At 72.7% G+C, this 15,272-nt stretch carries 15 protein-coding genes; 5 read left to right on the top strand and 10 right to left on the bottom strand.

Going from position 1 to position 15,272, the window contains the following annotated elements:
• Positions 1-56: 56 nt before the first annotated feature.
• Entirely contained in the window at positions 57-1,016 is a 960-nt protein-coding gene (locus tag ABZ070_RS27600) for an NADP-dependent oxidoreductase (protein ID WP_356638040.1), read from the bottom strand.
• A 95-nt stretch (positions 1,017-1,111) separates the two neighbouring features.
• On the opposite strand from ABZ070_RS27600, the gene ABZ070_RS27595 reads away from it, so the two are divergent.
• On the top strand, positions 1,112-2,227 hold the full coding sequence (locus ABZ070_RS27595; protein WP_356638039.1) for a helix-turn-helix domain-containing protein: 1,116 nt from the start codon (positions 1,112-1,114) through the stop codon (positions 2,225-2,227).
• A gap of 53 nt (positions 2,228-2,280) precedes the next feature.
• Here ABZ070_RS27595 and ABZ070_RS27590 read toward each other — a convergent pair whose 3' ends face one another.
• From ABZ070_RS27590 to ABZ070_RS27580, 3 genes are all read right to left on the bottom strand, one after another.
• Positions 2,281-3,114 (bottom strand): class I SAM-dependent methyltransferase, encoded by an 834-nt coding sequence (locus ABZ070_RS27590; protein ID WP_356638038.1) that lies wholly within the window; start codon positions 3,112-3,114, stop codon positions 2,281-2,283.
• Between the two features lie 127 nt (positions 3,115-3,241).
• Positions 3,242-4,309 (bottom strand): adenosine deaminase, encoded by a 1,068-nt coding sequence (locus ABZ070_RS27585; protein ID WP_356638037.1) that lies wholly within the window; start codon positions 4,307-4,309, stop codon positions 3,242-3,244.
• An 83-nt stretch (positions 4,310-4,392) separates the two neighbouring features.
• Entirely contained in the window at positions 4,393-5,133 is a 741-nt protein-coding gene (locus tag ABZ070_RS27580; protein ID WP_356638036.1) for a GntR family transcriptional regulator, read from the bottom strand.
• A 109-nt stretch (positions 5,134-5,242) separates the two neighbouring features.
• On the opposite strand from ABZ070_RS27580, the gene ABZ070_RS27575 reads away from it, so the two are divergent.
• Positions 5,243-5,818 (top strand): GNAT family protein, encoded by a 576-nt coding sequence (locus tag ABZ070_RS27575; protein ID WP_356638035.1) that lies wholly within the window; start codon positions 5,243-5,245, stop codon positions 5,816-5,818.
• Here ABZ070_RS27575 and ABZ070_RS27570 read toward each other — a convergent pair.
• Positions 5,800-6,138 (bottom strand): DUF6204 family protein, encoded by a 339-nt coding sequence (locus ABZ070_RS27570; RefSeq protein ID WP_356638034.1) that lies wholly within the window; start codon positions 6,136-6,138, stop codon positions 5,800-5,802. The genes ABZ070_RS27575 and ABZ070_RS27570 overlap by 19 nt on opposite strands.
• A 234-nt stretch (positions 6,139-6,372) precedes the next feature.
• On the opposite strand from ABZ070_RS27570, the gene ABZ070_RS27565 reads away from it, so the two are divergent.
• Positions 6,373-8,343: a DUF5107 domain-containing protein gene (locus ABZ070_RS27565; RefSeq protein ID WP_356638033.1), complete on the top strand. Its 1,971-nt coding sequence runs from the start codon at positions 6,373-6,375 to the stop codon at positions 8,341-8,343.
• 52 nt (positions 8,344-8,395) lie between these two features.
• Here ABZ070_RS27565 and ABZ070_RS27560 read toward each other — a convergent pair whose 3' ends face one another.
• The 3 genes from ABZ070_RS27560 to ABZ070_RS27550 all read right to left on the bottom strand — a co-directional run bounded on the left by ABZ070_RS27560 (position 8,396) and on the right by ABZ070_RS27550 (position 11,255).
• Positions 8,396-8,749 (bottom strand): VOC family protein, encoded by a 354-nt coding sequence (locus tag ABZ070_RS27560; protein ID WP_356638032.1) that lies wholly within the window; start codon positions 8,747-8,749, stop codon positions 8,396-8,398.
• Between the two features lie 87 nt (positions 8,750-8,836).
• Positions 8,837-9,646, bottom strand: coding sequence for a class I SAM-dependent methyltransferase (locus tag ABZ070_RS27555; protein ID WP_356638031.1), 810 nt, complete (start codon positions 9,644-9,646; stop codon positions 8,837-8,839).
• A gap of 106 nt (positions 9,647-9,752) precedes the next feature.
• Complete coding sequence (locus ABZ070_RS27550; protein WP_356638030.1) at positions 9,753-11,255, bottom strand: phosphatase PAP2 family protein; 1,503 nt, start codon at positions 11,253-11,255, stop codon at positions 9,753-9,755.
• Between the two features lie 165 nt (positions 11,256-11,420).
• Between ABZ070_RS27550 and ABZ070_RS27545 the strand changes: the two genes are divergently transcribed.
• Both ABZ070_RS27545 and ABZ070_RS27540 read left to right on the top strand, forming a co-directional pair.
• Positions 11,421-12,638: an aminotransferase class I/II-fold pyridoxal phosphate-dependent enzyme gene (locus tag ABZ070_RS27545; RefSeq protein WP_356638029.1), complete on the top strand. Its 1,218-nt coding sequence runs from the start codon at positions 11,421-11,423 to the stop codon at positions 12,636-12,638.
• 124 nt (positions 12,639-12,762) lie between these two features.
• Positions 12,763-13,791, top strand: coding sequence for an MBL fold metallo-hydrolase (locus ABZ070_RS27540; RefSeq protein ID WP_356638028.1), 1,029 nt, complete (start codon positions 12,763-12,765; stop codon positions 13,789-13,791).
• Here the strand turns inward: ABZ070_RS27540 and ABZ070_RS27535 are convergent.
• Both ABZ070_RS27535 and ABZ070_RS27530 read right to left on the bottom strand, forming a co-directional pair.
• Positions 13,771-14,436, bottom strand: a complete 666-nt coding sequence (locus ABZ070_RS27535; protein WP_356638027.1) for a VTT domain-containing protein — start codon at positions 14,434-14,436, stop codon at positions 13,771-13,773. The two genes, ABZ070_RS27540 and ABZ070_RS27535, sit on opposite strands and share 21 nt — an antisense overlap.
• Positions 14,433-15,215: an MBL fold metallo-hydrolase gene (locus tag ABZ070_RS27530; protein WP_356638026.1), complete on the bottom strand. Its 783-nt coding sequence runs from the start codon at positions 15,213-15,215 to the stop codon at positions 14,433-14,435. Before ABZ070_RS27530 ends, ABZ070_RS27535 begins: the two co-directional genes overlap by 4 nt.
• Positions 15,216-15,272 lie beyond the last annotated feature (57 nt).

Here is a 15,272-nt window from a genome sequence, read left to right as displayed (position 1 = left end):
GCCGGCCCGTCTCCGGTCGCCCGCCCGGTGCGGGCGGGCGCGTGCCGGCTGTTCGCTCAGTCCGTCGTCACCGAGAGCACGATCTTGCCCCGTGTGCGGCCGGTCTCGCCCAGCCGGTGGGCGTCGGCCGCGCGTTCCAGCGGCAGCACCGTCTCGACGACGGGCCGCAGCCTGCCCTCCTCGGCCAGCCGGGCGAGCGCGCGCATCCCCGTGGAGTCGGGTTCCACCAGCGTGAATCCGGTCCGGATGCCGTGCGCGCCGGCCTCCTCGGCGGCGGGCACGTCGTCGGGGGAGGGCAGGGTCACGAGGATGCCGCCGGCGAGCAGCACCTCGAGCGAGCGGGCACCGTAGTCGCCGCCGACGGAGTCCAGGACCACGTCGACGCTCCGCCCGAGCCGTTCGGCGAAGTCCTCGCGCGTGTAGTCGATCACTTCGTCGGCGCCCAGTTCCCTCAGCAGCGCGTGTTTGTCCTCCCTCGCTGTCGCGATGACGAACGCGTCGCGGGCTGCGGCGATCTGCACCGCGAGATGCCCGACACCGCCCGCGCCGGCGTGGATCAGGACCCGCTGACCTGCGTCGAGACCCGCTGTTTCCACCAGGGCCTGCCACGCGGTGAGGCCGGCCAGCGGCAGCGCGGCGGCCTCCACATGCGTGAGGTGTGCGGGCTTGGGGGCAAAGTGCCGTGCCGGTCCGGTGACGTACTGTGCGTAGCCGCCGGCCTGGCGCGGGAATTCCGGCATGCCGAACACCTCGTCGCCCGGCCGGTACAGCGTCACACCGAGGCCGACGGCTTCGACCACACCCGACACGTCGTATCCCAGCACCGGCGGCTCGCCGTGCATCCCGAAGCCGCCGGTGGACCGCGTCTTCCAGTCGATGGGATTGACGCCCGCCGCGCGGACCTTGACGAGGATCTCCGTCGGTCCCGGCACGGGGCGGGGGAGCTCGGCGGTGGTGAGCACCTCCGGGCCGCCCCAGGAGACGGGAGTGATCGCGCGCATCGAGATGTCGTTCATGGAAGTCCTTCCGTTTCTTGGTACGCCAACCACCTTCGGTGCTGTCCTGCGGACGGAGAACTGGCCCGATGGCCATGATGTGACAGAATCTGGCCATGGCAGTGGTGAAGGATTCGAACCAGGTCGCCGAATGGACCGTGCAGGACGGGTGCGTCGTCCCTCCCGGTCCCGACCCGCACCGCGTCGCGGTTCTCGCCCTCGACGGGGTCATGACCTTCGAGCTGGGCATCCCCGCCCGCATCTTCGGCACCGCCCGCTCACAAGACGGTCAGGCGCTGTACGAGGTGGTCGTCTGCACCCCCGACGGGCGGTCGGTGCGCACCGAGGCGGGCTTCCGCATCGAGGTGGAGCACGGCCCCGAGGCCCTGGAACAGGCGGACACCGTGGTCATCGCTCCGACGCACCGGCTGGGAACGGTCGGCGAAGACGGTGTGCTGCCCGAACAGCTGGCCGCGGCCCTCGCCCGGATCCGGACGGGCACCCGCACGGTGTCCATCTGCACGGGCGCTTTCGTGCTCGCGGCGGCCGGGCTCCTCGACGGCCGCCCCGCCACCACGCACTGGGCGGAGGCCGGGCACTTCCGCCGGCTCTTTCCTCAGGTGCGCTTCGACGAGGACGTCCTCTTCGTCGACGACGGTGATCTGCTCACCTCGGCGGGTGCGGCTGCCGGCGTCGACGTGTGCCTGCACCTGGTGCGGCGCGATCACGGCAGTGCCCTCGCCAACCAGGTGGCCCGGCGCTGCATCGTCCCGCCGTGGCGGGACGGCGGCCAGGCGCAGTACATCGAGCGTCCCGTGCCCTCCCCGGCGGCCTCCACCACCGCCCCCACCCGTGCCTGGGCGCTGGAGCGTCTGGACCGGCCGCTGACGCTGGGGGAGCTGGCCGAGCACGCGCGGATGAGCGTGCGGACCTTCACCCGCCGGTTCCGCGACGAGGCGGGCGTCACGCCCGGCCAGTGGCTCGTCGGCCAGCGGGTGGAGGTGGCCAAGCAGCTGCTGGAGACCAGCGATCTGTCCATCGATCTCGTCGCCGACCGGGCGGGATTCGGCAGTGCCAACTCCCTGCGTCAGCACATGCGTGACGTCGTCGGCGTCTCCCCCGCCGCCTACCGGCGGACGTTCCGTGCCGCAGTCGCGGGCCGGGGCGACGGCCCGGACGGCGCCGCCGGGCCGTCGCCGGCGGGGGCGGACGTCGCAGCCTCACCCGTGTGACGGCTGTGGCCGGTGCGCTTTCGACCTGATGGCGCGGCGCGGGCGCAGAGACGTCATGGCCGGGCTTCCGGCCGGTGCCCCCAGGCGGTGAGCATGCCGGGCGAATGGCCGCAGAAGCCGGGTGCGTCGAGGCAGCGCACGGCGTCGTCGATCGTGCTGTCGTCCACCAGTCCCGTCGCGATCATCGACGCACGGGCCCGGTCCCAGGTCTCGGCCCAGAACCGGCTGATGGCGCTGTCGGGCTGGAGCGGCGGTACGTGGATCTCCGCCGTGACAGACTCCAGCGAGGCCGCCTCCAGCAGTCGCGGGCAGCCGGGCACCCAGGTGACGTCGGTGCCGATGGTGTCGTGCAGGCCCTGCCACATGGCGCGCATGGCGGACGTGAACGAGCTGTCGGGGGCGTCGGCTGTCGTCAGGTCCACCGCGTCGGAGACCACCAGGACTCCTTGCGGCGCGAGCATCCGTGCCAGCCTGGCGACCATACGGCCGGGGTCAGGCAGATGCATGAGGACGAACCGGGCATGCACGAGGTCGAAGGTTCCGGGTGCGAAGCCGTCCGTGGTGATGTCCGCTTCGAGCACGGTCAGGCCGGGGGGAGGGTCGGCGGCCAGGAACCGTACGTCCCGGTCCGCGGCCACCACCTCGTCCGCCCCCACCTCCAGCAGCGCCCGGGCCACGGTGCCCGTGCCGGCACCGACGTCCAGACAGCGCCATCCCGGACCGGCCCCCAGCTCGCGCAGCCGGGCCATGGTCGTGGCGTCGTAGGCGAGCGCCCCGAGGTCGATCCGATCGGCCTCGCCCTGGTCCTGGGGGCGGAAAACCTGCTCGCCGTAGCGTGAGGCGCCCAGGGTCGGCGCATCGCTCCTTGAGGAGGCGCTGTGTGCCATGACCTCATTGTCGCGCCGGGTGCACCGCCCGGCCTGCCGACGGCCAGGCCGCCCCGGCAGCCCCGGCAGCCCCCCGGCTGTCGGGACCGACGGAGCGGCCTGCGCGGACGTCCGAGGGCGACGGCGGTCAGCCGCGCAGGGCCGCAAAGCCCGGGCGGATCACCTCGTCGATCAGGCGCTGGCGCTCCGGCAGGGGCAGGAAGGCAGACTTCGCGGCCGCGACCGTGAACTCCTCGAACACCTCGGATCCGTAGCCGAAGGCGTCCACCATGTGCGCGAACTCCTGGCTCATGGTGGTCCCGGAGACCAGGCGGTTGTCGGTGTTGAGCGTGACGCGGAAGCCGAGCCGGCGCAGCAGGTCCACGGGGTGCGTGTCGTACGACTTCGCCGCGCCCGTCTGGAGGTTGGAGGTCGGACAGACCTCCAGGGCGATGCGGTTGTCGCGCACGTACGAGGCGAGGTGGCCGAGGGTCGCCGTGCCGTCGTCGTGGACCTGGATGTCGTCCGTGATACGGACGCCGTGGCCGATGCGCTCGGCGCCGCAGACCTGGACGGCCTCGTGGATCGACTCGGCGCCGACCGCCTCGCCGGCGTGGATCGTGAAGTGGCAGTTGTGACGCCTGAGGTGCCGGAAGGCGGCCAGGTGACGGGCCGGCGGGTTGCCGATCTCGCCGCCCGCGATGTCGAACCCGGCGACCCCGCGCTCACGGTGCGCCACCGTCAACTCGGCTATCTCGAGGGAGCGTTCGGTGTGCCGCATGCCGGTGAGCAGCGCACGCACGGTGATTCGCCCGCCGGCGCGCCGCTCGCCCTCGCGCAGGCCCGCGTTGACCGCGTCCACGACCTCGTCCAGGGTGAGGCCGCGCTCCTGGTGCTGCTCGGGCGCGTACCGCACCTCGGCGTACACGACCCCGTCGGCCGCCAGGTCCTCCGCGCACTCGGCGGCGATGCGCTCGAGGGCCTCACGGGTCTGCATCACGGCACACGTGTGCGCGAAGGTCTCCAGGTACCGCTCCAGCGACCCGGAGTCCGCGGCGTCCCGGAACCACACCGCGAGCGCGTCCGCGTCCTCGGTGGGCAGTCCCTGATAGCCGCACTCACGGGCGAGCTCGATGATGGTGGCGGGGCGCAGACCGCCGTCGAGGTGGTCATGCAGGACGACCTTGGGGGCGCGCAGGATGTCAGACAAGTGCATCCGGGGAGTGTACGGCAAGGGGACGTCCCCCGCGCCGGGGGTGCTGCCTTGGCCGGGCCCCGGCCGCGCGGCGCCCCGCCTCGTCAGTGCGACAGCACCGGGAGCGCCGCCACTCCCGTCGGCAGCATGTGCTTCGCCGCCAGCACCGGCGTCTCCCCGACGCGCACCACCTGCGTCACCAGCACCGCCGGTGTGTCCGCCGCCCGGCCCAGTTGCTCTCCGCGGCGGCGCCCCAGCAGCGTCGCGCTGATGCCGCTGTGCGCGGTCAGGGGCACGCCCCGGGAGGCGGCGGTCAGGACCGAGAGCATCGACGCGGCGGGCGGCGCCACCCTCAGGGAACCGGCGAAGGACGGGTGGACCGCCTCCAGGGTCTCCTCCGCGGCCGCCCACTCATGGCTGAGCGCCGCCGAGCCGTCGCCCGTCAGCAGCGACTCCCAGAACCGCAGCTCGGCGCCGGCCGCGGCGAGCAGGTGCTGGGTGGTGAAGTCCGTAGGTTCCTCCGTCGTGCGCAGCAGCGGTCGCACGCGCAGCGGTGCCCCGGTGGACAGCAGGTGCTCCAGCGGCTGGATGTGCTCGTAGCCGCGCCGCAGCGGACGGTCGTTGACCGTCCGGCCGACGCCGCGGCGCACCGACAGCAGTCCGTCCTCCTGGAGCAGCAGCAGCGCCTCGCGCAGCGCGGGGCGGCTGACTCCCAGTTCGGAGGCGAGCCGGGGCTCCGAGGGCAGGGTGGAGCCCGGCGGGTAGACGCCGTCGCGGATGGCGTCCGCGATCCGCTCGTACAGAACGACGACCGGTCGGCGCTGCTGCCCGCTGACTGCTGCCACTGGCTCTCCTCGGCTCATTGACCAGCACCGTAAGCGGCCGATACTTGTCTGACAAGCTGGGGGCTGTCGGTCGGATGCGACCGCCCCCCTGAAGCCCTAGGCTGGCGGGATGTCCGGAACGGCCACCCCCTGCCTTGTGACCGGCGAACGCGTCGGGCTACGCCCCTACACCTACGAGGACGGCGCGGAATTCACCGCGCACGCCCGGCGAAGCACCGCGCACCACCGCCCGTGGCTGTTCCCGCCGCTCACCGAAAAGGACTACGCCGTCTACGCACAGCGGCTCATCGACGACCCCGCCAAGGCCGGCTTCCTCGTCTGCGAGCGCTCCGGCGGCAGGATCGCGGGGTTCATCAACGTCAACAACATCGTCGAGGGCGCCTTCCTCAGCGGCGCCATCGGGTACGGAGCCTTCGCCCACGCCATCGGACGCGGGCTGATGGGCGAGGGCCTGCGGCTGCTGATCGCCCATGCCTTCGCGCCGACGGGCCTCGGCCTGCACCGGCTGGAGGCCAACATCCAGCCCCGCAACGCGGCCTCCATCGGGCTCGTACGCGCGGCCGGCTTCCGGCTCGAGGGCTACTCGCCCGACTTCCTGTACATCGACGGCGCATGGCGCGACCACGAGCGCTGGGCGATCACCCGGGAGATGACCGACCGGGCCGGTCAGCGACGACCCTTGTAGTTGATCTTCATGGTGTCCATGTCCGTCGCCGTCGACTTCAGATCGCGGTAGCCGTGCCCGAGCGCCGCCAGTGCCCTCTCCGCACGGTCCTCGGCGACCGCCGCGGCCATCTCCTCGCCGTCCGCCGCGTCCGAGACGACGACGAAGCGGTACGAGAAGTGCTTGAGCCGGCTGTCGTAGGTGAGCGAGCCCTCCTCCGTGAACCGCATCTGCGCGAGCCCGTGCTCCTCCACCTGCGCGAGCAGCGCCGCGCGCCCCTCGTCGGTCAGCCCGTCCCAGGTGCCGCGCACGATCACCCTGTACGTGTGCTGTGTGCTCATCTCCGCCGCCGTTTTTGTCGTCACCATGTCGACGACCGACACTACGGCGGCCGGCGTACGGTGCCCACCGGATATCGCCTCGCTCCCAGCGGCGCCGGCTCCTGCGGGACGGCCTTTGCCGAAGCCTGACGTGCGAAGCCCCTGGCCCGCGCGGGCACTTGGCGCTTCGATGGTCGACGGGACGCGTCGGCCGGACCGGGTACCGACCGCCCGCGCGAGCGAAGCGAGGTTGCCTTGGCCACCACTGTGCGCCGTACCGTACTGACCCTGCCCGCCGCCCCGCTGGGCGCGCCGAACCCACTGCCCGCGCTGCGTCCCCTCGACGAGACGCACACCCTCGACGAACGTGCGAAGCAGGACCTGCCGAGGGACATGGCACGCCAGATCGGCTACGAGCCGCTGCGCACGGTGCTTCCGGTGCAGCTGCTCGACGGATACGGGCGCGAGCGCACCCCGACCGACTTCGACGCCCTCGTGATCGAGAACGAACGGCTGCGCGCCACGGTGCTGCCCGGCCTCGGCGGCCGGATCCACTCCCTGCACCACAAACCGACCAGCCGCGAACTGCTCTACCGCAACCCCGTCCTCCAGCCCGCCGACTTCGCGCTCAACGGCGCCTGGTTCTCCGGCGGCATCGAGTGGAACATCGGAGCCACCGGCCACACCACCCTCGCCTGCGCACCGCTGCACGCCGCGCTCGTGCCCGCACCCGACGGCGGCGTGATGGTGCGCCTGTGGGAGTGGGAACGGCTGCGGGACCTGCCGTTCCAGGTCGACCTGTGGCTGCCCGCCGAGTCCGACTTCCTCCATGTCGGCGTACGGATCCGCAATCCGCACGGGCGTCCGGCACCCGTCTACTGGTGGTCCAACATCGCCGTCGAGGAGCACGGGACCACGCGGGTGCTCGCGCCCGCCGACGACGCGTTCCACTTCGGCTACGAACGCAGCCTGCGCCGCGTTCCGGTGCCCGTCCACGGCGGGGTGGACCGCAGCTACCCACTGCGCGGCGAATACCCGGCCGACTATTTCTACGACGTGCCCGTCGGAGCCCGGAAGTGGATCGCCGCGCTCGACGCGGAGGGAAACGGGCTCGTGCAGACGTCCACGGACACGCTGCGCGGCCGCAAGCTGTTCCTGTGGGGATCGGGCCGCGGCGGACGGCGCTGGCAGCAGTGGCTCACTGAGCCGGGCACCCCCGGTTACGCCGAGATTCAGGCCGGCCTCGCCCGCACCCAGCTCGAACACGTACGCCTCGACGCCGAGGGGGAGTTCAGCTGGCTCGAGGCGTACGGTCCGCTGGCCGCCGACCCGGCCGTCGTGCACGGCGACGACTGGCACGCGGCGCTGGCCGAGGCTGAGACCCGGCTGGCCGGCGCCCTGCCCCGCGCGAATGTGGACGCCGCCTACGAAGCGTGGCTGCCGTTCGCGGACGCCGAGCCCGGGGAGCGGCTCGCCACCGGCTCCGGGTGGGGAGCCCTCGAAGCGCTGCGGGCCGGGTACAAGCTGCCCGGCACCCCCTTCGAAGCGGAAACCCTTGGTGAAGAGCAGGCGCCCTGGCGTCAGTTGCTGGCGACGGGCCTCCTTCCCGCGCCGCGCAAGGTCGTGCCGCCCGGCCCCTCGCTTGTCGCACAGCACTGGCGCGACATGCTGGAGACGGCGCCCGCCGAGCCGCTGACCGAGTACTACCTCGGTGTCGCCCAGTGGCACGCGGGCGACCTCGCGCAGGCGGTCCGCAGCTGGGAGCGCGGTCTGCGACTCGCCCCCTCGCGCTGGCCGCTGCTGCGCTGCCTCGCCGTCGCGGACCAGCACGGCGAGCACACGGTGCGCGCCGCCGAACGCTACGCCGAGGCCTTCGACGACCTGTGCGCGGAGCGCCGCGACGACGGCGAGGCATGGACGGCCGCGATGGCCGCGCTGGGGCGCGAGGCCATCGAGGCCCTGCTCGACGCCGGCCGTGCCGCAGAGGCCCGCGGCGTGTGGGACCGGCTGCTGCCCGCCGTACGCCGACGCGGCCGGTTCCGGCTGCTCGACGCCCGCCTGCTCATCGCGGAGAACCGCACCGAAGAGGCCCGGGCGCTGTTCGCCGAGGGCATTGAGGTCGCGGATCTGCGCGAAGGAGCGGAGATCCTGGGCGAGGTGTGGGCCGAGCTCACCGACGAACCGCTGCCGGACGCCTACGACTACAGGATGCGCCCGCAGGACTGACCGGATGCGTCCGCAGGACTGGGCCGGGAGCGCCGCGGGAGACGGCAGTCGGTCAAACGGCCGGCTTCCGGTCGACGTACTCGAAAACGGAACCGTCGGGATGGACGGCGATCAGGTTGCGGCCCACCGGAGTCTCCACCGGACCGGCGAGGATGCGAGCGCCGACCTCGGTGAGCGTCGCACAGGCGTCCTCGATGTCCTTGACGGCGATGGTCGCCGACACCTTCCGGAGGATCTCCAGCTCTGATTCCGGACCGCTCATCAGCAGGAAGCAGCCCACAGCGGCCACCGAGACCCCTCCGCGCTCGAAGCGGAGCGGCGGGGCGCCGGTGAGGCGTTCGTAGAAGACGGCGGAGGTGTCCAGGTCGTCGACGCAGATGCGCAGTGTGGTTCCGAGGATCTCCATAGGTAGGAGGGTAGTTGGCGCATGCGCCGGACGGCATCGGCGGTCGGTGACCTGATCCCCGGGCCGGCGGTCGATCCCCGGGCCGGGTCACACCCGGCAGAGCACCTCGCCGTGCGGAACCATGAACCAGGCGTCCTCGTGCTCGCCCCACGCCCGCCAGGTGTCGGCGACCTCGTCCAGCTGTTCCTGCGTGGTGTGGCCTCCCTCGACCGCGAGTTCGGCGTACACCGACGCGACCGTGCGGTCGGCCCACAGGCCGCTCCACCATGTGCGGTCGGCAGGTGTGGCGAAGCACCATGTGGCCGCGGTGGAGGTGACGTCGGTGAAGCCGGCCGCCCGCGCCCAGGACAGCAGCCTGCGGCCCGCGTCGGGCTCGCCGCCGTTGGCGCGGGCGACGCGCCGGTACAAGTCCAGCCATGTGTCCAGCGCCGGTGGCTGCGGATACCAGGCGAAAGAGCCGTAGTCGCTGTCGCGCGCCGCGACGACCCCGCCGGGACGGCACACCCGCCGCATCTCGCGCAGCGCCTGCACCGGGTCACCGACGTGCTGGAGCACCTGATGGGCGTGGACGACGTCGAAGGAGTCGTCCGGGAAGTCCAGGGCGTGGACATCGGCGACTGCGAAGCGGACGTTGTCCAGCCCGCGTCGGTCCGCGTACGCACGCGCCTGACGCAGTACGTCCTCTGCCGCGTCGACCGCCGTGACCCGGCCCGGTGCCACCAGCTCCGCGAGATCGGCGGTGATGGTGCCGGGACCGCAGCCGACGTCCAGGACGTCCAGGCCGGACGTGAGTTCGCCGACCAGATACGCCGCCGAGTTCGCGGCGGTGCGCCAGATGTGCGAACGCAGCACGGACTCGTGGTGTCCGTGGGTGTAGACGGCGGTCTCCTGCGGCATGACGTCTCCTTCTGCTGAGGCGAGTAACGTCACCGTACGCCGATGTTTCGTATTCCGAGACTTGCATCTCACCATGCGAGCAGCCGTCAGTCTCCGGCGGCGATCCCTAGAGCAGCTCCTGTGGCCGGTAGACCGTGAGTGCCTCGATCACCTTGTCCACGACCAACTCCTCCGGCGCCCGCGCCACTTCGCCGTCGTAGGCCAGCAGCGTCCCTGGGGCCAGTCCGCCGATGCGCAGCTGCCGCAACTGCCGGGTGGCGTGGACGGGGGAGCGGTTCAACTTGCCGACGAGGGCTGCGCCGAGCAGCCGCCACCCCGGCGCGCGGCCGCCGTGCACCACCCGGACATCCAGCAGACCGTCCACCAGGTTGTGGCGGTGGCCGGGTGTCGGGCCGACGCCCTTGTAGATGCCGTTGCCCGCGAACAGCAGCCACATCGGCCGCCGCTTGCCCTGAACGACCGCCTCCAGAGGATGCCGGCCGCGCAGCACCCTCGCCGCCGCCAGCACACCGGCCGGCCAGCCGCCGATCCGAGGCGACCAGCGTTCCCTGATGCGCACCAGGTCCGGGTACACACCGAGGCTGAACGTGTTGAGGAAGTGGCCGGGCTCCGGGCTGCCGTCCGGGCCCGGCGTGAACCGTCCCAGGTCGACGCGGACCGCGTCGCCTGCCGCCAGCGCCCGGCAGGTGTCCTGGATGGACTCGATGCCCAGGTCGTACGCGAAATGGTTGAGCGTGCCTCCCGGGAAGACCGCGAGCGGCACGCCGAGCCCGGCGGCCACCGTCGCCGCCCGGTTGATCGTCCCGTCACCGCCGAGGATGCCCAGCGCCCGCCCGCGCCCGGCCGCCTTCTCCAGCTCGGTGTGCAGTTCAGCCGGGTCGCACTCCACCACCTCGGCGAGCGGCAGTGCGTCCCGGAGCAGCGGCGCCATCTCGGCCGACCCGGATTCCCTGTTGACGACCACGACCAGGCCCTCGCCGTCCGGCAGCGCAGGCGCGTCGGTGTGCGGCCTGCCGGGCGCCGGCAGCTGCGACCTCGTGGGAACCGCGCCGCGCACCGCGAACGCCGCGCCCACCCCGAGCGCCGTGCCGACGAGCACGTCGCTCGGGTAGTGGACGCCCGTGTACACGCGGGAGAAGGCGACGGACGCGGCGACGGGCGCGACGGCCGCACCCCATCCCTTCGACTCCAGTGCGACACCGGTCGCGAACGCAGCTGCCGACGCGGCGTGCCCGGAGGGGAACGACGTGGTGAACGGCTGCCGCTTCAGCTGCCGTATCACCGGAACCGCGTCGAGCAGCGGCCGCGACCTGCGCACCGAGCGCTTGCCCACCGTGTTGATGACCGCGGAGGCGACGGCGAGGGACGCGACGCCCCGCACCGCCGCGCGGCGCGAGCGGGTGCCGCGGCCGAGCACGGCGATCCCGGCGGCTGTGCCGAACCAGAGCAGCCCGTGATTGGCGCTGCGGCTCAGCCGGGGCAGCACGGGCTCCGCGCCCGGCCACTCCCGCGTCGCCACCGCATGGTGGATCCGCCGGTCCCACCCGCTGAGCAGGGCCGCGATCTGCGCCCGGAGCGACTGTTTTCCCTGTGCGTGCGCGTCAGACATGCTCCGCGAATACCCCGCGACCGCCCTCACCACGCAGGGCGTCCTCCACAGGTGTCGTGCCTCACGGCGTACGGGCCGCCCGCGCGGCGCGCAGGGCGGATCCTTCGTATAAAGGGCTCGTGGTCCGGGCAGACGATCGAGGTGCGAGCGGCGGAGGTGGTCGGGATGGCGGGGTCGGATCCGGAGGGCCGGGGGCCGGTCCGTTACGGGCCGCCCGCACCCGACATGGGGCTGCCTGTGCTGCCCGAGCTCGCTGCCGTCGTCGCGGCGGCCGCCGACGAGGCTTCGACCGAACCCCCCGGTGGCGGGCCGACGCTGCGCGAGGCCGCCTGCGGGTACTGGTGGCGGCGCGGACTGCGCAGCCGTCCCGGCGAGGTGATCGCGGCCTCCGGTGCCCAGACCCTGCTCTTCGCGCTGCTCGGCGCGTACGACGGCGACGTCCTCATGCCCCGCCCGTGCCCCGCATGGTGGACGCCCCAGGTCCGGCTGCTGGGCCGACCCGCCTATCACGTGCCGGTCCCGGCGGAGTGCGGCGGCGTGCCTGACCCCTTCGCGCTGCTGGAGACCGTACGCCGGATCCGCGTGGAAGGCGGCCGCCCGCGGCTGCTCCTGCTGTCGGTGGCCGACGACCCCACCGCCACCGTTGCCCCGCCGGAGATCGTGCGCGAGGCATGCGAAGCCGCGATCGACGAGGGGCTGCACATCATCAGTGACGAGACCTGGCGCGACACGGTGCACGAGCCGCACGAGACCGTGCTGCTCAGCCCGGCCGAGATGTGCCCCGAGGACGTGACGGTCATGAGCGACCTCACGGGTGCGCTCACCCCCTCCGCCTGGCCGGTCGCCGTCGCCCGTTTCCCGCAGGGCGAGCGGGGCGCGGCCCGGCGTGCGAGGACACTCGACATCCTCACCGCGTTGGGAGCCGTCGTGCCGGCGCCCGTCGCCGCCGCGGCGACGCACGCGCTCGACGAGCCCCCCGAGGTCACGGACCGGGCGACGAAGGCGGCCGCACTGCACGCCCGCGTGGCGGCCGCCGTACACCATCGGGTGCTCGAGGCCGGCGCCGTCTCCAGGCCCCCGCAGGCCGGCCGCCATCTCTACGTGGACCTGGGCCCGTTGCGTGGACGCCTCGCGGAGCTGGGTGTCGGCGACTCCATGGAGCTGGAGGACCACATGACCGACCGACTGGGCGTACCGGTGCCCGGTGGGCACCGGTTCGGCGACGAGCTGGGTGCCCTGCACGTACGGCTGGACACGGCTCCGTTCCTGGGTGCCGGCGCGGCGGAGCGGCTCGAGGCGCTCGCCTCCGAGGCGCCACTGGAACTGCCCCAGGTGGCAGAGGCGTTGCGGAAGCTCAAAGCGGTTTTCGACGACCTGCGCTGAGACGGACCGGAGCAGGAGGAATTCGAGGAGAGACGGACACGGACCGGGAGAGACGGACCCGGGAGAGACGGACCGGAGCAAGACGGACCGCGTCAAGACGGACCTGCGTGGATCGGAGACCCGGATGGCGGAACAGACGGAACGACGCACCGAGCAGACCCCGCCGGCAGCGCACCCGCCGCAGCACCGCTCGCGCCCCCGCCCGCTCTACGAGCACCGCACCTGGCCGAGATCCTTCGCCGACCGGCTGACCGCCCCGCTGCCCGGCGTTCGGGCCATGGCCAGGTTCGCCAGGGAGGGCGCCGTCCGTCCCGGTCCGGACGGACTGACGGACATTCCGGCACTGCCGTTCGAGCCGGGACCGCTGCCCGAGGTGGACACGACGACCGTCGCTGTCACGTGGGCCGGTCACGCCAGCTGGGTCCTGCGCATCGGTGGCCTCTCCGTGCTGACCGACCCCGTGTGGTCGCGCCGCATTCTCGGCACACCCGTACGGATCACCCCGGTGGGCGTCCGATGGGAGGACCTGCCGCCCGTCGACGCGGTGGTCATCAGCCACAACCACTTCGACCATCTCGATGCCCCCACCCTCAAACGTCTGCCCCGCGACACGCCGCTGTTCGTCCCCGCGGCGCTGGGCCGTTGGTTCAGGCGCCGGCGCTTCACGCACGTGACGGAACTCGACTGGTGGGAGGGCGCGGAACTCGGCGGCGTACGGTTCGACTTCGTCCCGGCGCACCACTGGTCGAAGCGCACCCTGCTCGACACCTGTCGCACTCTGTGGGGCGGCTGGGTCCTCACCGACGCCGACGGCAGGACGGTGTACTTCGCGGGAGACACCGGCTACGGGCACTGGTTCGAGGAGATCGGCCGTCGGTATCCCGGTCTCGACCTGGCGCTGCTCCCCATCGGCGCCTATGCGCCGCGCTGGTGGCTCGAGGACGTGCACACCGATCCCGAGGAGGCGGTGCGCGCCTTCATCGACCTGGGGGCGAGGAACATGGCGCCCATGCACTGGGCGACGTTCGTGCTCTCCGCGGAGCCGGTGCTGGAGCCGCTGGTCCGGCTGCGGGCCGCTTGGGAGCGCACCGGCCGCCCCCGCCACGAGCTGTGGGACCTGCCGGTCGGCGGTTCACGCGTGCTGACTGTCTGAACCGCCCGCGCCGCGCAGTCTGCGCCACAGCGCCGGTGCCCCGCTGACGAGCATGGTCAGCACGACGGCCGCGACGACGCCCTGCCAGGGCTCCGCGAAGAGCGAGCCGCCGAGGATGCCGATCAGCCCGTAGGTCGCGGCCCACGCCAGGCAGGCCGGGACGTCGCCGCGGACGAACCGGTGCAACGGCATCCCCGCCAGCAGGCACGCCAGCATCACCGGGATGCGTCCGGCGGGCATGAGCCGGGAGAGCACCAGCACGGTCACTCCGTGCTCGTCCAGTTTCCGTTGAGCCTGACCGAGCCGGTCGGGCTCGGCGCGGCCGCGAAGCGCCGCAAGCCAGCGCGAACCGTTCTTGGAGCGGACGCCGCGCCGCCCCAGCCAGTAGAGCGCGACATCGCCGAGGAAGGCGGCCGTCGAGGCCACCAGGAAGACGAACAGCAGGGAGAGCGGGGCGGTCTGGTGAAAGGCCACCACGGCCGCGGAGCTGACGACGGCGCCGGTCGGCACCACCGGCACCAGCGCTCCGAGCGCCACCAGAAGGAACAGCGACGGGTACCCGACCGCCTGCTGGGTCGACTCCGGCGGCAGTTCGCGTGCGAGATCCAACAACTGGCCGAGAACATCGGGGAGTTCCGCGGTCACCGGGTCTCCTCCGGCCGGACCCGCTCGCAGTGCCCGAGCCGGTGCACCGTCACCTTCGGTGCCAGCTGTGCCGCCTTGCGCACGAACTCGTCGCCCGGCGCGTAGAACTCGTGAGGCCGGATGCCGTCCATCCCGATCGGCCAGTACGTGCCGTAGTGCACGGGAACAGCCGCCCGCGGCGAGAGCGCCGCCAGCGCCTGCGCCGCGCGGCCCGCGTCCAGGTGGCCGTGGCCCAGGAACGGGCCCCAGCCGCCGACCGGGAGCAGCGCCACGTCGACCGGGCCAACTTCGTCGGCCATCGAGTCGAACAGCCCGGTGTCGCCCGCGAAATACGTGTGCGACTCACCGCTCACCACGAAGCCGAGCGCCGGGGAACGGTGCGGTCCGAAGGGCAGCCGCCGCCCGTCGTGCCGCGCGGGCACGGCCCGTACGAGCAGTTCTCCCACCCGCACCTCATCGCCGGGCACGACCTCGGTGACGCGCAGTCCGGCCGAGCCGACGAGCCGCCCGAGCCCCGGCACGGACCGTGCGGCGCCGCGCGGCACGATCAGCCGCGTGCCGTGCGCGAGGCGGGCGAGCGACGCGAGATGGAGGTGGTCGGAGTGCAGATGGGAGACGAGGACCGCGTCGGCGACAGCGGCCTGCGCGGGCGGCAGCGCACCACGGCGCCGACGCAGATGCGCCAGCCTTCGCACGAACAGCGGGTCGGTCAGCACCCGGATGCCGGAGTCCTCGATCGTGCAGGTGGCATGACCCCACCAGGTGACCTCCACCGGCACGCGTGCCTCCTCGTTGCGGATCCCCCTACGGTACGAGGGTAGTGGCGGTCCCGGTCC

It is taken from the genome of Streptomyces sp. NPDC006283 (assembly GCF_040613325.1).
Classification (GTDB): Bacteria; Actinomycetota; Actinomycetes; order Streptomycetales; family Streptomycetaceae; genus Streptomyces.
This window is presented reverse-complemented; position numbering and strand designations above follow the sequence as displayed.

What these genes read in the sequence shown, in the direction of transcription:
- ABZ070_RS27560 (WP_356638032.1), bottom strand. Translation starts at nt 8,749, where the DNA reads ATGGAGATCCTCGGAACCACACTGCGCATCTGCGTCGACGACCTGGAC.
- ABZ070_RS27585 (WP_356638037.1), bottom strand. Translation starts at nt 4,309, where the DNA reads ATGCACTTGTCTGACATCCTGCGCGCCCCCAAGGTCGTCCTGCATGAC.
- ABZ070_RS27595 (WP_356638039.1), top strand. Translation starts at nt 1,112, where the DNA reads ATGGCAGTGGTGAAGGATTCGAACCAGGTCGCCGAATGGACCGTGCAG.
- ABZ070_RS27590 (WP_356638038.1), bottom strand. Translation starts at nt 3,114, where the DNA reads ATGGCACACAGCGCCTCCTCAAGGAGCGATGCGCCGACCCTGGGCGCC.
- ABZ070_RS27545 (WP_356638029.1), top strand. Translation starts at nt 11,421, where the DNA reads ATGGCGGGGTCGGATCCGGAGGGCCGGGGGCCGGTCCGTTACGGGCCG.
- ABZ070_RS27540 (WP_356638028.1), top strand. Translation starts at nt 12,763, where the DNA reads ATGGCGGAACAGACGGAACGACGCACCGAGCAGACCCCGCCGGCAGCG.
- ABZ070_RS27600 (WP_356638040.1), bottom strand. Translation starts at nt 1,016, where the DNA reads ATGAACGACATCTCGATGCGCGCGATCACTCCCGTCTCCTGGGGCGGC.
- ABZ070_RS27555 (WP_356638031.1), bottom strand. Translation starts at nt 9,646, where the DNA reads ATGCCGCAGGAGACCGCCGTCTACACCCACGGACACCACGAGTCCGTG.
- ABZ070_RS27575 (WP_356638035.1), top strand. Translation starts at nt 5,243, where the DNA reads ATGTCCGGAACGGCCACCCCCTGCCTTGTGACCGGCGAACGCGTCGGG.
- ABZ070_RS27570 (WP_356638034.1), bottom strand. Translation starts at nt 6,138, where the DNA reads ATGAGCACACAGCACACGTACAGGGTGATCGTGCGCGGCACCTGGGAC.
- ABZ070_RS27550 (WP_356638030.1), bottom strand. Translation starts at nt 11,255, where the DNA reads ATGTCTGACGCGCACGCACAGGGAAAACAGTCGCTCCGGGCGCAGATC.